We start from the raw sequence: 14,581 nt of genomic DNA on the forward strand, positions 1-14,581 counted from the left end.
TTCTTTCTGATTGCCGGGTATCTTTCCACAGAATCTGTGGATAACCATGTGAGTAAACCTTTAAAAAATGCCCGAAATCACGATAACTTGGGCACTCACTTCAGATTGGTTATTTTTTAACCAGATAAAATATCCTTTAAAATCAATAAGTTATATAAATCAATACAAATCTTGCGAATTATCAGGCCAATAATGGCAGCTTTTTGACGACAACAGAGCAATGTGTATAACGTGCGCCGGAATGGATCACGCTGCGCCACAACAGGGCTCCGCCAGAATGCTGATGAAATAAGGGAGTTTTCCTTGAGTGAGCACTTACATCGGCAGGTCTGATTACCTGACGGCACAAAAAAACCTCCCGCAGGAGGTTTTTAAATGACGTAATACTGACGCTTTATGGCAGTATCTTCAGCCGTACTTTCAGAGGATGCCCAGCCGCCGGGCCAGCTCATCGGCCGGCATATAACCGGGAATCAGGGTGCCATCTTCGGTGATGATGGCCGGCGTACCGGTTACCCCCACCTGATGCCCCAATTCAAACTGCGCAGTAATGGGTGCGTTGCAATCTTTGCTGGCACTGAGCATGGCCTGCATTTTCTTTTCCGCATCCCGATACTGCTGTTCGGCGGCAGAACCAGCCCCCTGACGCACGCGCTGCGCTGCCATGCCGAGGTCTCGCTGGGTATTTTTCATTGCCGTCATCGCCGCTGTGCGGTCTTGCGCACACCAGACGTAATTCAATTTCTGATACGAATCGGTCAGCTGCCCGGTCTGTGGACTGTTGATACCAGCACGCGGGTAAGCCAGATAGCGCACAGCAATACCCAGCTCATTCAGGCGCGGCACCTCCAGGTGCAATTTCTGACAGAAGCCACAATCAATATCAGTGAACACATTAATCAGGGCTTTTTGCTTACCCTTGGCAGCAAACAGCACGCTTTGCTGATCAGTCACCTTACTCAGGCTACTGACGCGTTTTGGATTCAGGCGGCTTTGGGTAACGTTAACCACTTCGCCCGGGGTTAACTGGTACAGCTCATCGCGGTACAGAAAGTAGTTCATGTCCGGTGTCATGTGCATCACCGAGCCATCAATCAGAACCACTTCCAGCAGCTGCTTACCGGCCACGGCAACCACTTCCTGCACCTGCAGACGCGGACCAAATGCAGACACCAGGCGCGCTTCCACCTGTTGCTCCTGCGTGGCTTCTGCGGCCTGAACCGCAACCACACTGCCAAAGCTCAGCAGTGCAGCGATCAGAATCTTCTTCATGGTTTACTACCTTAACTGCGGGATAAATCAGACCGTCTGTACGGACATGCGTTCAACGCGGCTACCATTCCACAAGGGCTGACGGGGTGCAATAAAAAAACGGGCACAAGGCCCGTTCTTTTGTACCGGAAAAAGGATTACACCTTTTCTTTGATACGTGCAGACTTACCGCTGCGCTCGCGCAGGTAGTACAGCTTGGCTTTACGTACGTCACCACGACGCTTCAGCTCGATACCAGCGATCATCGGGCTGTGAGTCTGGAAAGTACGCTCTACACCCACACCGTGAGAGATTTTACGCACGGTGAAAGCAGAGTTCAGGCCACGGTTACGCTTGCCGATTACCACGCCTTCAAAAGCCTGGACACGCTCACGCTCACCTTCTTTAACTTTTACATTCACGACAACGGTGTCACCGGTGCTGAACGCCGGAATGTCGGCTTTCAACTGGGCATTTTCAATCTGTTGAATGATTGCGTTTTTGTTGCTCATTATTCGCTCCTTAACAGTCTGCCGAGGTTTGATCGTGCTCGCGCAGATATTCTGTCAATAACCTTTGTTGCTCGTTTGTCAGTTCCAGCGCTGCCAGTAAATCGGGACGGCGCTGCCAGGTTCTTCCCAGTGACTGCTTGAGGCGCCACTGGCGGATCTTTTCATGGTTGCCACTCAGCAACACATCGGGTACGGCCTGCCCTTCGTAAACTTCCGGGCGGGTGTAATGCGGACAATCCAGCAAACCGTCCATAAAGGAGTCTTGCTGGGCCGACTGTTCGTGCCCCAACACACCGGGCACCAGCCGGATTACAGCATCCATCAGCGTCATGGCGGCTAATTCACCACCACTTAACACGAAATCGCCCAGAGACCACTCTTCGTCGATTTCGCGTTCAATTAAACGCTCATCAATGCCTTCGTACCGTCCGGCCACCAGAATCAGTTTGTCGTGCTGAGCAAGCTCAAGCACCCCTTGCTGATCCAGTTTGCGTCCCTGAGGTGACAGATAAATCACCTTCGCGCCCTCCCCCGCCGCCGCTTTGGCTGCGTGGATGGCATCGCGCAGAGGCTGAATTTTCATCAGCATACCCGGGCCGCCACCGTACGGACGATCGTCCACGGTCTGGTAGTTGTCGTGGGTGAAATCACGGGGATTCCAGCACGTCACACTCACTTTTTCCTGTTTCACGGCCCGGCCACTGACACCGTATTCGGTTAATGCCCGGAACATTTCAGGAAACAGCGAGATAACCCCAAACCACACCGGTTAAAAGTCCGCTTCCCAGTCGACCAGAATTTCACCCTGTTCTGTGTCAACCTTAAGAACAATGGTTTCAGCGTAAGGAATCAGGCGTTGCTGACGATCAATACTGCCCTCGCAGGCATTAATAACCATCACCTGATTGCCACCACCGGAATCCAGCAGTTCTTTTACCTGGCCCAGCCATTCACCGTGGGTGTTTACCACCTTCAGGCCCTGTAACTGGAACCAATAATATTCATCGTCTTCGAGTTCAGGTAACTCACTGGTCGGTACTGCAATCTCAACCTGAGACAAGGCCAGAGCCGCGTCACGGTCGTTGATGCCGTCCAGCGCTACCGCCAACCCTTTACTGTGGACCTGACTGTCTTTTACCCGGAACGTCTTCCACTCGCCGCCGATGTTCAGCAGCCAGTTGGGGTAGTCCAGAATATTGGTCATGGGATCGGTGTAGGAATACACCTTCACCCAGCCTTTAATACCGAATGCGGTGGTTACTTTGCCAAGGATGGTGAGTTCCTGGTCCGCCGCCTGGTGTGACAAGTTCAGATCTCCGTCAGCCAATTAAGCCTGAGCTTTTTTGGCTTGCTTCAGTAAGCTGGCAACGCGATCAGTCGGCTGGGCACCTTTGGCCAGCCAGTACTCAACACGCTCGGCATTGATGCGGAAAGCTTCTTCCTGGCCGCGAGCAACAGGGTTAAAAAACCCAACACGCTCGATAAAGCGACCGTCGCGAGGCGAACGCGCGTCAGCTACGTTAATGTGATAAAAAGGACGTTTTTTAGAGCCACCACGGGCCAAACGGATTACTACCATAGTGTCAGATCACTCCGATCGGTTTATCAAGTGACAGGTTTTGGGATCGCCTGCCGTTAATCATCCCATGCTTCCCGAACTGGCCAATGGCCAGACTCCAGACACATGGGGCCTGTTAAAAGGGCGCATAGTTTATGCAATGTCCTGATTTATAACAAGGGCCACTGAAAAAGTACGCCAACTGACACTAAAAATCTTTCGGGATCTGTCATCCAGCGTTCATAATACGCGCCCAGAAATGCCAACCCCTGTCATAAAACAGCGGCCAGCATCTGACAGCCAGGCTCCGGGAGCCGGTGATACGGGCAACTACAGCAACCCAACGGTGGTACATGACTTACTCTTTCTTTGATTTCCTGCAGCTGATCGGTGCCCTGGGCATCTTTATTTTCGGGATGAAAATTTTCAGCGAAGGTCTGCAAAAAATTGCCGGCAATCGTCTGAAAGGCATCCTCAGCGGCATGACCCGCAACCGTTTAACCGGCGTTCTCACGGGTTTGGGTACCACCGCTATTACCCAGTCATCCACCACCACCACGGTTATGGCCGTCAGTTTTGTTAACGCTGGCCTGCTGAGCTTTGTGCAATCCACCGGCGTGATCATGGGCGCCAACATCGGTACCACCATCACCGCCTGGATTGTTGCGCTGTTCGGCTTCAAGATGCAGATCACCCCCATCGCCATGGCGCTGATCGGTATCTTCTTTGCCTTCCTGTTCTCCAAAAACCAGCGCTGGCGCAACATTGCCGAAACCATGGTGGGTTTCGGTATTCTGTTTATCGGCCTCGAATTTATTAAAAACGGCGTGCCGGATATCCGCAGCAACCCGGAACTGCTGTCGTTCCTGAACACCTTCAGCGAGTACGGTTACCTGTCGCTGATTCTGTTCGTTGCCATCGGTACCATCCTGACGCTGGTGATGCAGTCTTCCTCCGCCGCCAGCGCCATAACGCTGGTGATGCTGTTTGAAGGCTGGATTTCCTTCCCGATTGCCGCCGCCATGGTATTGGGGGAAAACATCGGCACCACCGTTACCGCCAACATTGCCGCCATGGTGGGGAACGTGCATGCCAAACGGGCGGCGCGCTTCCACCTTATGTTCAACGTGATCGGCGTGCTGTGGATGATGGCGGTTATTTATCCGGTGCTGAACGGTATCGATCTGGTGGTACAAACCTTCAGTCACAACCCGGTATCCATTATGGGCAACGACCCGGCGGCGCGTCCGAATGCCACCCTGGGGCTGTCACTGTTTCACACTTCCTTTAACGTACTGAACGTCGTCATCTTATTTGCCTTCGTACCCTATATTGTGCGCCTGATCGAACGCCTGCTGCCGGACAACGGCCCGCAAGACGACCAGTACCAGCTGAAATACATCAGCCTGGGCGTGATGACCTCACCGGGCTTATCCGTTGAGCAGGCACAAAAAGAAATTCAGAACTTCGCTGAAATTATTGAAAAGATGCACGGTCTGGTGGACGAACTGCTGTTTGACCCGCAAGCCCCGCGGGAAAAACTGCTGGAGCGCATTCACGCTTACGAAGAAACCACCGACCAGCTGGAAATGGAAATTTCCGACTATCTGGTGAGCATTACCGAAAACACCAATCTGGAACACGAACTCTCTGAGCGTATGCGCTTTATGCAAACCATGATCAACGACATGGAGCGTATCGCCGACATTTACTTCCAGGTCTCCAAACTGTCCGACCGTATGCTGGAAGCCAAAACCAACTGGCCGGAAGAAGCCAACAGCGAAATGCAGCAAATGATGACCGCTCTGCGCGCCGCCATTCACAATATGCGCCTGAACGTCGCCCGGGATGCTGAAGACGTGGACCTGCGTCATGCCATCAAACTGGAAGACCAGGTGGATGACCTGCGCGATGAATTCCGCGACAACCACTACGCCCGCCTGGAAAACGGTGCCTACTCACCGCGTGCCGGCGTAACCTTTATAGACATCCTCAACCGTCTGGAGCGTATCGGTGACCACGTTCTGAACGTGAACGAATCGTCGGCCTGCACCCGCCTGAAAGCCAAGCGCATTCCGGGTAAGAAATAAGCCTTGCCCCGGATGTTAAAAAGCCGCCTGCCCGGGCGGCTTTTTTTATGGCCGAATACTTCACCGGCAGCCGCAATGGCAGCCTGAAAAATACCGCCATACCTGACTTTGCAAGCGGCCAAATCAACGTACAAAAACCGCACAAAAGTAACAGGCGATAGCACGAATACACATCCTGTTACACTAAAAACCCCACCCTCAGACCGACCGCTATTACTGTGATCTGCTTGTCATATTTACAACGTAATCCTGCGACCCACGCCGCAACCTTCACTGAATACTGCATCCGCTGAGTTGCTAGTATTTCCTGTCATAAGAGCATCGGCCACCCGGCAGATAATCTGGTAAACCCGTTAAAAAAATACGCAGCGTTGCGTTAAAGGAGTCTTTATGAGCATCGAAAACTGGTTGCATCTACTGGCAAAACACGATGGCTCAGACCTCTACCTGAGCAAAGGTGCACCGCCCTGTGCGAAATTTCAGGGGCAATTAAAGCACCTCAGCCGAGACGTACTTGGCCCCGGCGATATTGAAAAAATTGCCTACGCCATTATGTCGGACGCGCAACGCAAAGAATTTGAAGAAGAATTCGAACTGAATATGGCCATGTCTAATTCGTCCGGCCGTTTCCGCATTAATATTTTCAAACAGCAGCACGAAGTGTCGATCGTTGCCCGCAACATCAACACCGAAATTCCGGACATTGCCAAACTGAACCTGCCGCCGGTCTTAAAAGACGTAATTACCGCCAAGCGCGGCCTGATTCTGTTTGTCGGTGGTACCGGATCGGGTAAATCCACCTCGCTGGCAGCACTGATCGACCACCGTAATGCCACCACCGCCGGCCATATTATTACCATCGAAGACCCGATTGAATTTGTGCACAAGCACAAGAAAAGCGTGATTAACCAGCGCGAAGTAGGCACCGACACCAAGAGCTACGCCGCCGCATTAAAAAACACCCTGCGTCAGGCGCCGGACGTGATTTTAATTGGCGAAATCCGCGACGCGGAAACCATGGAGCATGCCCTCGCCTTTGCCGAAACCGGCCACCTGGCGATTTCTACCCTGCACGCCAACAACGCCAACCAGGCGTTTGAACGCATTGTGAATATGTTCCCGGAAGAGCGCCGCAACCAGATTCTGCTGGGCCTGGGCCAAAACGTGCGCGCCATTATTTCCCAGCGTTTAATTCCCACTGTTGATGGCAAACGCGCCGCCGCCGTGGAAGTGCTGCTGGGCAATAAAACCGTGGAAGACCTGATTATCCGCGGCGATTTCCCGTCGATTAAAGAGATCATGAGCAAATCCGAAAACCTCGGCATGCAAACCTTCGATGGCGCACTCTACCACCTGTACAAACAAGGCAAGATCACATTGGAACAGGCGCTGAAAAACGCCGACTCGGAAAACAACCTGCGCTTGCGCATTAAACTGGGCGATAACAAACCGGCAGCCAAACCCGCTGAGTCGGCTACAAAACCAGCCGCACCGAAAGCAGCTGCAGCAACATCCGGGCTGTCATTGAGTCTGGTGGAAGAAGGTTCTGTGGAAGAAGCCTACGCCTGATGCTTCTGGCGTTTATAAATCCCGATGCAGTATTCGCAGAAAAGGCCGCTTATGGAGTATATACTGAATTCTGTGTACTTCTGCCGGTGAGTGAGTGAATGCCCCACAAGCAAAGACTTCTGGGGCATTTTCCATTTTTACACAGTGTGTAATTTGGTGTGTAAAAAGAGGAGCACTCGCTCCGAGGGCTCTGCCCTCTCGCCGCAAGCGGCGATTCACCCGAGGTATTTCACGACCAGCGATGTGATCGAGTGAGGGCGAAGATACAGATAACTTCCTCATAGATGTTTGAATGTGAGCAAGGGCCGTACCACCATACTCGTTCTGTAGCTGGAGAGTGCCACGATAAATTGGCCACCCGTAGCTCTGGTCGCAAAGCGAACGTTCAGATTTCGGAATAACGCCCGCAGTATGCGCGGCTTTGGAATGGAGGCGAAGCCGCAATGGAAAAGACGTCGCCGTGCCTGCGATTGTTAGGCTTAGATGCCACAGTTAGCCAGTGCCTGTTTGATATCTTCGCCTAATGCATATTCTCCAGTAGTTGTTGCGACTGAATTCACTCCAAATCCGATAATACGCATTTTGAGCACTTTGCCTACTTGAAGTTGGTCGACAATCTTCTCCGCTTTTTCACCCGCTGTGGCCGTGTACGGGCTTGACATTTTTTGGACATTTTCCATAGTCGCAGCCATAGATTTCTCCATCGCCTCAGCGTCAACACCTTCAATGCCTTTCATGTAAGACATATCTATCTTGTGGGAGCTTGAGGAAAAGCGCAAAGGTGTTTCAGATTGCGATATCGAGATAAAGTTATTCCCATCAATCCGTATCTGAACATCGCCAACAGGTACTTCGTAATCGTTGTGCACCCCAAAAACAACACCATCGGGACCATTCTCAATGAAGGGATAATAATGTATACCGCCTAACCCCTTGACCATTCCCTTACCAAAATCAGTTCCGTAAACTACTCTGCACGTTTTTTGATCGGTAAATTCATCTTGATAGTTTCTTGCCGACCAGTTCGTCGATGCACAAGCACTTAAAAGGACAATGAAGAGTGATAGCACCACCTGTTTCATTACGAACTCCATTTTTCTATAAGCCTAACGCTGAGCTTAGCGGCGCCACGATAGTGGCGTCCGGTGGACGGCCGTAGGCCGGGAACGTACTACAGCGACTGGTTAGAAGCCGGTTCACCCGTTGGTTTCCAGCCCTACTTCTCGGCTCGCATGCGAATGCCAAAGAAGCCCCGCACCGGCTCGCGATCCGGCACCGATACAAACCACTAAGCTACCTGACGCGCTTAGAATTTTCGGCGAATTGCCCCACAACCTGGGCACCCTGCCGATAACCCGAAAGATGCCGATATTGGCTTCCAAATTGGGCGGCGAAGTTGCTGGCCTTGGCCATACCCGAGAACCAGAAACCACTGCCCAGTTTTCCGCCAAGGCCCATGCACCCAACCAACAAAAAATTACCAGAGCCTTGGCTTTTAACGCTTGAGTTAAGCCGCGCCGCGAAGCGGCGTCGGCTTGAACGAATTGTTAGACATTATTTGCCGACTACCTTGGTGATCTCGCCTTTCACGTAGTGAACAAATTCTTCCAACTGATCTGCGCGGGAGGCCAAGCGATCTTCTTCTTGTCCAAGATAAGCCTGTCTAGCTTCAAGTATGACGGGCTGATACTGGGCCGGCAGGCGCTCCATTGCCCAGTCGGCAGCGACATCCTTCGGCGCGATTTTGCCGGTTACTGCGCTGTACCAAATGCGGGACAACGTAAGCACTACATTTCGCTCATCGCCAGCCCAGTCGGGCGGCGAGTTCCATAGCGTTAAGGTTTCATTTAGCGCCTCAAATAGATCCTGTTCAGGAACCGGATCAAAGAGTTCCTCCGCCGCTGGACCTACCAAGGCAACGCTATGTTCTCTTGCTTTTGTCAGCAAGATAGCCAGATCAATGTCGATCGTGGCTGGCTCGAAGATACCTGCAAGAATGTCATTGCGCTGCCATTCTCCAAATTGCAGTTCGCGCTTAGCTGGATAACGCCACGGAATGATGTCGTCGTGCACAACAATGGTGACTTCTACAGCGCGGAGAATCTCGCTCTCTCCAGGGGAAGCCGAAGTTTCCAAAAGGTCGTTGATCAAAGCTCGCCGCGTTGTTTCATCAAGCCTTACGGTCACCGTAACCAGCAAATCAATATCACTGTGTGGCTTCAGGCCGCCATCCACTGCGGAGCCGTACAAATGTACGGCCAGCAACGTCGGTTCGAGATGGCGCTCGATGACGCCAACTACCTCTGATAGTTGAGTCGATACTTCGGCGATCACCGCTTCCCTCATGATGTTTAACAGCTTATTAGTTTGCTTTCTTATTAAACCGCAACACCATCACCCAGTCCAATACTGCTTCACAACCTGAATAACCTCGATTTTTCAGATCATTACCCCTCCATCTCAGGGGGCTTTTGAGCTTTTGGTTCTGTGAAAAGATGGCCGGATTCTGGCGCAACGCGCTCTTTCCGATGCCTATGGCTTTGGCCACTTCGCCACGGTTTAACTGGCCCCGAAAGACGATCTGCTTAAAGTCGTCATCCGTTTGGGTGGCCACCCAGCGCTGGAAGGCACTCAGGTTCTGACGTGCTCTTTCCTGACCATTACTCATCAATTTCCCCCAAGATCTTCTTGAGCCCAGTCAGGAAGCCACGAGGCAGGATTTCCGTACCCAGCTCATCCTTCACCTGACCCAATTTGTTCGCCTGGAACCCGAGCTTTTCGAGCCACTCATCGGTGCAGACGGTTTGCAGGGCTTTAATCTCGTTGTCAGAGCAGATTCCCTTTAATGAGGGCAGCAGCTCCACACTGGCGTCTGACTGGGGTTCACTGTAAGCCGTAGGGCGCTTGTCGATGACGATCTGGGTTTGGTTCTTGAGCATGTTGGCTTCGCTTCTGTAGCGATCCCGCTCACGGATGATTTGCCCGAAAAGGGCGCGTACCGCTGGATCATCAATGCGCTCTAGCAACTGATAATCTTGACCCGATTTGCGAGCAGCCACTGAAGGCGGCTTCTTGGTTGTGGTCTGAGCCTTAGCTGCCCATGCTTCAATCAAATCACGGTAATGCTTGTTGGCTGTTGCACGAATTGACTGATAACCAACGCCGTTTGCTTCTGCTGAAACACGCCCAATTGTCGTGATCGAAAAGTCGCGCTTACCTGACTCATAATAGGCTTTGAGCGCCTCGTTCAGCTTATCCAATGATGCTTGCGTTTTTGCAGATTTACCTGCTTTCAACGTCTCTAAAACAGCGTTTATATCTATCTGCATCAGTCAGCCTCCACCAAGGAAATGCGCTTGGCGTTATCAGTCGCTAGAGTCAACGGTGTGATATTGCGTAGCTCCTCGAAACCTGGTTCCAGCAAGCGTGCATCCGTTAGGTATTGCTGAGCTTCTATGTAATTGGATGCGATTCGATACCCCTCAAGCTTGTCATCGGGGTTCGCAATCATCGCCATTTTTCGCATGATTGCATTACCTGCAATAAGCTGAGTCTTCTCATCCATTTCAAGGAAAACAGGCTGGTAGCCAGAGCGTGCCATCATGCGGCTAAGAGCGTTGGTACGCTTCGCGATGGCAGGGGTTTTACGCAGATCATCGTGCAGGTCGGGATAGAACTCAGCATCATCACACAGTAGCGACAAGTGCAGCAGTTCAGACTCGGTTTCGATGAACTTCATGCTTACACTGAGGTCGTCACCAGAACCCACCGCAATCAGCTTCTGACCTTCATCATCATCTTCACGCTGATTCTCAATCTGGATGATGCGGTTGATCAGATTGAAGGTTGCGATGTAGTCCTTCGCGTATTCGTCAGCCTCAACTCGCTGCTTTTCATAACGGCGCTCAAGGGCTTGCAGTTGCTCATGTTTGAGGAAGGGGTGACCCTGCTCCTCAGCCATATACAGCTCGTCTTTAAGCACCTCCAGATCGCCCTCAAGCTCAGCAGCCAGTTCGGCTGCCTGATGCGCTTTGTAGCTGATCTGGTTGAAGTGCGAGTTAAGTGCAGGCAGGTAGCTGGCATCGGTAATAAACCAACGGCAACGCGCACAGTTTTCAGGGCCATGCGGTACTGAGCCATAAACGCGAAGACTTTTGCTGCTTGAATCTCTGATTATCGGGCCACCATTCCAGCAACCGCCCACGGTTGACAGTTCATCGGAACGCACCGTATTGCCGCCCACCAAGCAAAGCCCCGTTGCACGCTCTTCCCAACCAATCGGATTGCGATTCGCCAATACTACCTCGATTGAGTTATGAGTATCCGAATGATAAGCGGCACGTAGTTCGATCTGATTCATCTCAGCATCGACCAGAAAATTCTTGAGCGACGACTCGCCTTTTTCGATGAGCCTTGCGTTGGCTTCTTTCATCTTTTCAGCCATGACTGAAGGCGTGATCTTGTTGTAGTAGATCGTCATCAGCAGGCGCGTATGCCCTGCTAAAAGTTTAGATATAACAGGCAGAGGAAGATCAGTATCCATGGCGTAGCAAGTGATCAGCGATACCCTCAAGCTGTGTAGGGGGTATTCTGTAGCAACGAACCTGCTGATGCCGCGAGCACCCCCCCTCAAGCTGTGTAGGGGGTATTCTGTCGCTCCTTTTGCAGATTCGTTACTAGCGTAATCCTCACCGTAATCCTTAACGAAGCGCAGGCGTTCACCGTTCGACATCGTTTGGCCACTGGCAAACACATCATCCTCAAGTTTGGATAAGAGGCGATACCAAGGATTCACTACGCTATTAGCATCAATGCAATGATGGGAGGCTGGTACGCGGAACAAGAACGCAAACTCTCCTAGTTCCTTTTTTTGAGTTTCGGATTTGGTGCCTCCGAAGTGAACACGCTCAAGCTCTGAGCCTTTGGTTAGACGATCTATCGGATTATATTTCTCTTGCCAATTACGAAGTTTTTCCAGCCAATACAGCAGTTCTTCGTGCTCCCACGGGACGGTGTAGCCGCGTTGGATTTCATCTTTATTCTGGTCGGCTGTTTTGTTTGTGGAGATGTACAGACCCGTTGAATAGCTCTCGCTCATCGAGTCGAAAATACGCTTGAACACACCTTTCTGATAAGGGCGTTTAGCGGTGCCGTACTTAAACGCGTGCTTGGTGTTTTCCACCCACTGACCCTGTTCGTAACGCCACGTATCGCCTTCACCAGAGTCCAGAAAACGCACCTGAAACGAGCGCAGCGGCAGGTGAAGTTTGGTAAACATAAACATCGCCATAACAGGCGACCAGATTTCGTGAATCTCTACCTGTTTTTTTGATTTGCCTTCTATGCGGGTAACAGTTCGAGTGCGGGAGATACAGTCTGGATCGTCAGGGTCAATCACCTCAGGCGAAACCTCCATCCACGCAAGATTTCCACTTTGAAGGTGTTCAATTGACCAGTGCCAATCGCTGAAATGACGACCTATCCACGGCTTCTGAGTATTGGATTCGGGAGGATAAGGACAGACAATCTGGCGTAACTGCTGGATGTAACGGTAAGGTAGTGGGCTGTGGACGGTTTCAGTATTTGAGCGCGAGCTGGCAACTCTATCAAAAGGGTTCTGATACAGAGGAATAGAAGTTCCATTATCAGCTTCGGCGCACAAATGTGTTTTTAGAATGTAATCCGACAACTCAATAGTGTAAGTAACATACATGTGATTATCTGAATTTACCCCTTTGGATTTGAGGTAGTTATTAAACTCTTCGCTTGAGACCTTGTGCCCCTGAGGGTGTCCTTGAAACATGGAGACGACATCAACCGCATACAGAGCGTGGGTCGCAAGATAGTTTAAGAAGTGTCTGATACCTTTGAGTTTATGACCAATACCTGCCTGTTCTTGAGCAAGCCATTCAGTCCCATACTGCTGCCACTGTAGCCAGTCTGGCCCTAAATCTTCAGCAATCCAACTCAGCGTTAGATCGGTGGTGTAACCTTTCGGTTTTGATTTCTTAGCCATCGTTATTTCTTCCCTAGTCGTGGATTCTTGCCCGTGAAATACCCATCGGGATCTATATCTTCAAAACCGTGTTCTGCCAGTGTTTTCCAGTCGAATGAGCTGCCCAGTTTTGGCTTGTCCGATTCCAGCTTGAGCTGCTCAGAAGCATTGGAAAGGGAGTTAGAAACTTGTTGACTGGACGGCATCGTATAGACCGTCTGAGACTCAAGACTTTTATGATGCAGGCACTTTTTGCGAATGAGCGGATCAACTCCAGCCTCGGTAAGCACGCGTCCATAGCGATGTCGGTGTCCGTGAGGGTCAAGACCTTCTGCTTTGTTCGGCGCTAAGCCGATTCGTCTCAGCCCCGCAGCATAGTTCTGGTTAAAGGCATTTTGGGTGTAAGGATTGCCTAAGTGGCGCGGGTCGAAGCTGATAAATGCATACGGGTGATTGCAGGGTACAGCGGCTCGGTTAACCAGATATTCACGCCACAGTTTCATGAACACATAGCGGTATTCGTTAGGGAAAAAGTAACCTTCTAGGTAACTATCCTTGTGGTCTACCACTCTCGACTTCCACCCAAGGCTCTGAGTGCCTAGCATCTCTTGTCGTGGGATTCTTCCGTATTTTTCCTGTAGATAGGCTTTGCGCTTATTTACACCTTTGCGTGACTTCCAATTATCAGGAGCCTTACCATCGATCTCGTTGTAGATTCGGACAATCACCGCATCATTGTCATTTGGGTCTTCAAAAACGTCCGTCACCCACAGCAACAGAGCCTCACTGGCCCTGAATCCAGCGCCTTGCATCAGTAACAGGATAAGCTTGTCACGCAGAGCCACACGAGGATCGCTAGCGCCACCGACACCATTCAGGTAAAAGTTCTCGAAATGCTTTGCTGGAAAGGCGATAGCATCATCTTCCGTCTTGGCGAGGGGCGTTCTTCCTTTGATAGAGCGCGCCCTTTTGACCGTGGTGTTGAACGACTTGTCTTTGATGTGTCCCAAGAAGTCATTTCGATTTCGGCGGAACCACGCAGCATACTGAATGCGCTCTTCATGTTTGGTGGCAGATCTGAGCGTGTTAAGCTCTTTGCCCAGTCCCTGATCACTCATCCACTGAGTGAAGCTAGTGAGATGCGATATATGTCGGGAAACGGTGTCTGTCGTTGCTGGAATCCAGTACAGACCTGACGGATCAAGTCCATCATCGCCAACTGTTCCGCTATACAATCGACGGACGAACACTCTGAATAAGTCTTCGGGATCGTTGAACATGGACTTGTTAGCGTCCATGAATTCGATCAGCAAGATAATAGATTGAATGTGCTTGGAAATAGTCGATTGAGAAGTACCGTTCACATGCAAACTCAGCACATAGTCGGCTACTGATTCCAGCACGCCTTCATCAGTCAAAATGACAGGTATTTCTGTGGCGATGCCACTACTGTCCTCGACTATTTTTGCAGTAACTTTCGTCGCTATCATCTCGACTCCTTACATATATTACACGAATTACACTATATGTACACCTGAATTTCAAGCAAAAAATAACCCCCTTTACAGGAGGTTATTATCAGAATTACACAGTTTTATGTACTATA

The 14,581-nt window shown here is 51.0% G+C and carries 13 protein-coding genes; 2 read left to right on the forward strand and 11 right to left on the reverse strand.

From position 1 onward, the window contains the following. Positions 1–420 precede the first annotated feature (420 nt). The 5 genes from GJQ55_RS09905 to rpsP all read right to left on the reverse strand — a co-directional run bounded on the left by GJQ55_RS09905 (position 421) and on the right by rpsP (position 3,342). Complete coding sequence (locus GJQ55_RS09905; protein WP_228344802.1) at positions 421–1,272, reverse strand: thioredoxin fold domain-containing protein; 852 nt, start codon at positions 1,270–1,272, stop codon at positions 421–423. Between the two features lie 137 nt (positions 1,273–1,409). Then, positions 1,410–1,763, reverse strand: coding sequence for a 50S ribosomal protein L19 (gene rplS, locus GJQ55_RS09910; protein ID WP_228344803.1), 354 nt, complete (start codon positions 1,761–1,763; stop codon positions 1,410–1,412). Between the two features lie 10 nt (positions 1,764–1,773). Next, complete coding sequence (trmD, locus tag GJQ55_RS09915; protein ID WP_228344804.1) at positions 1,774–2,529, reverse strand: tRNA (guanosine(37)-N1)-methyltransferase TrmD; 756 nt, start codon at positions 2,527–2,529, stop codon at positions 1,774–1,776. A 3-nt stretch (positions 2,530–2,532) separates the two neighbouring features. Then, the gene (rimM, locus tag GJQ55_RS09920; RefSeq protein ID WP_228344805.1) at positions 2,533–3,069 is read right to left on the reverse strand and encodes a ribosome maturation factor RimM; all 537 of its coding nucleotides are present in this window, start codon (positions 3,067–3,069) and stop codon (positions 2,533–2,535) included. A 21-nt stretch (positions 3,070–3,090) separates the two neighbouring features. Continuing rightward, positions 3,091–3,342 carry a 30S ribosomal protein S16 gene (rpsP, locus tag GJQ55_RS09925; RefSeq protein ID WP_228344806.1) on the reverse strand — a complete coding sequence of 84 codons (252 nt, stop codon included), beginning with the start codon at positions 3,340–3,342 and terminating at the stop codon, positions 3,091–3,093. A gap of 332 nt (positions 3,343–3,674) precedes the next feature. On the opposite strand from rpsP, the gene GJQ55_RS09930 reads away from it, so the two are divergent. After that, the gene (locus GJQ55_RS09930) at positions 3,675–5,411 is read left to right on the forward strand and encodes a Na/Pi cotransporter family protein (protein WP_228344807.1); all 1,737 of its coding nucleotides are present in this window, start codon (positions 3,675–3,677) and stop codon (positions 5,409–5,411) included. Between the two features lie 390 nt (positions 5,412–5,801). Further along, positions 5,802–6,980 (forward strand): PilT/PilU family type 4a pilus ATPase, encoded by a 1,179-nt coding sequence (locus GJQ55_RS09935; RefSeq protein ID WP_228344808.1) that lies wholly within the window; start codon positions 5,802–5,804, stop codon positions 6,978–6,980. A gap of 479 nt (positions 6,981–7,459) precedes the next feature. Here GJQ55_RS09935 and GJQ55_RS09940 read toward each other — a convergent pair whose 3' ends face one another. The 6 genes from GJQ55_RS09940 to gmtY form a co-directional block, all read right to left on the reverse strand. Next, complete coding sequence (locus GJQ55_RS09940) at positions 7,460–8,062, reverse strand: hypothetical protein (RefSeq protein WP_228344809.1); 603 nt, start codon at positions 8,060–8,062, stop codon at positions 7,460–7,462. Between the two features lie 472 nt (positions 8,063–8,534). Continuing rightward, positions 8,535–9,326, reverse strand: coding sequence for an ANT(3'')-Ia family aminoglycoside nucleotidyltransferase AadA1 (gene aadA1 / locus GJQ55_RS09945; RefSeq protein WP_001206316.1), 792 nt, complete (start codon positions 9,324–9,326; stop codon positions 8,535–8,537). Positions 9,327–9,342: 16 nt separating this feature from the next. Next, positions 9,343–9,648 carry a VPA1267 family protein gene (locus GJQ55_RS09950; protein ID WP_228344810.1) on the reverse strand — a complete coding sequence of 102 codons (306 nt, stop codon included), beginning with the start codon at positions 9,646–9,648 and terminating at the stop codon, positions 9,343–9,345. After that, positions 9,641–10,309: a gamma-mobile-trio protein GmtX gene (gmtX, locus tag GJQ55_RS09955; RefSeq protein ID WP_228344811.1), complete on the reverse strand. Its 669-nt coding sequence runs from the start codon at positions 10,307–10,309 to the stop codon at positions 9,641–9,643. Before gmtX ends, GJQ55_RS09950 begins: the two co-directional genes overlap by 8 nt. Next, positions 10,309–12,996: a VPA1269 family protein gene (locus GJQ55_RS09960; protein WP_228344812.1), complete on the reverse strand. Its 2,688-nt coding sequence runs from the start codon at positions 12,994–12,996 to the stop codon at positions 10,309–10,311. Before GJQ55_RS09960 ends, gmtX begins: the two co-directional genes overlap by 1 nt. Positions 12,997–12,998: 2 nt before the next feature. Beyond that, positions 12,999–14,465: a gamma-mobile-trio recombinase GmtY gene (gmtY, locus tag GJQ55_RS09965; RefSeq protein WP_228344813.1), complete on the reverse strand. Its 1,467-nt coding sequence runs from the start codon at positions 14,463–14,465 to the stop codon at positions 12,999–13,001. Positions 14,466–14,581: the final 116 nt, after the last annotated feature.

It is taken from the genome of Venatoribacter cucullus (genome assembly GCF_016132445.1).
In the GTDB taxonomy this organism is placed as follows: Bacteria; Pseudomonadota; Gammaproteobacteria; order Pseudomonadales; family Oceanobacteraceae; genus Venatoribacter; species Venatoribacter cucullus.

Coding starts and splice junctions, on each gene's coding strand:
- GJQ55_RS09905 (WP_228344802.1), bottom strand. CDS start 1,272: ATGAAGAAGATTCTGATCGCTGCACTGCTGAGCTTTGGCAGTGTGGTT.
- GJQ55_RS09950 (WP_228344810.1), bottom strand. CDS start 9,648: ATGAGTAATGGTCAGGAAAGAGCACGTCAGAACCTGAGTGCCTTCCAG.
- rplS (WP_228344803.1), bottom strand. CDS start 1,763: ATGAGCAACAAAAACGCAATCATTCAACAGATTGAAAATGCCCAGTTG.
- GJQ55_RS09940 (WP_228344809.1), bottom strand. CDS start 8,062: ATGAAACAGGTGGTGCTATCACTCTTCATTGTCCTTTTAAGTGCTTGT.
- rpsP (WP_228344806.1), bottom strand. CDS start 3,342: ATGGTAGTAATCCGTTTGGCCCGTGGTGGCTCTAAAAAACGTCCTTTT.
- GJQ55_RS09930 (WP_228344807.1), top strand. CDS start 3,675: ATGACTTACTCTTTCTTTGATTTCCTGCAGCTGATCGGTGCCCTGGGC.
- aadA1 (WP_001206316.1), bottom strand. CDS start 9,326: ATGAGGGAAGCGGTGATCGCCGAAGTATCGACTCAACTATCAGAGGTA.
- GJQ55_RS09960 (WP_228344812.1), bottom strand. CDS start 12,996: ATGGCTAAGAAATCAAAACCGAAAGGTTACACCACCGATCTAACGCTG.
- GJQ55_RS09935 (WP_228344808.1), top strand. CDS start 5,802: ATGAGCATCGAAAACTGGTTGCATCTACTGGCAAAACACGATGGCTCA.
- gmtX (WP_228344811.1), bottom strand. CDS start 10,309: ATGCAGATAGATATAAACGCTGTTTTAGAGACGTTGAAAGCAGGTAAA.
- gmtY (WP_228344813.1), bottom strand. CDS start 14,465: ATGATAGCGACGAAAGTTACTGCAAAAATAGTCGAGGACAGTAGTGGC.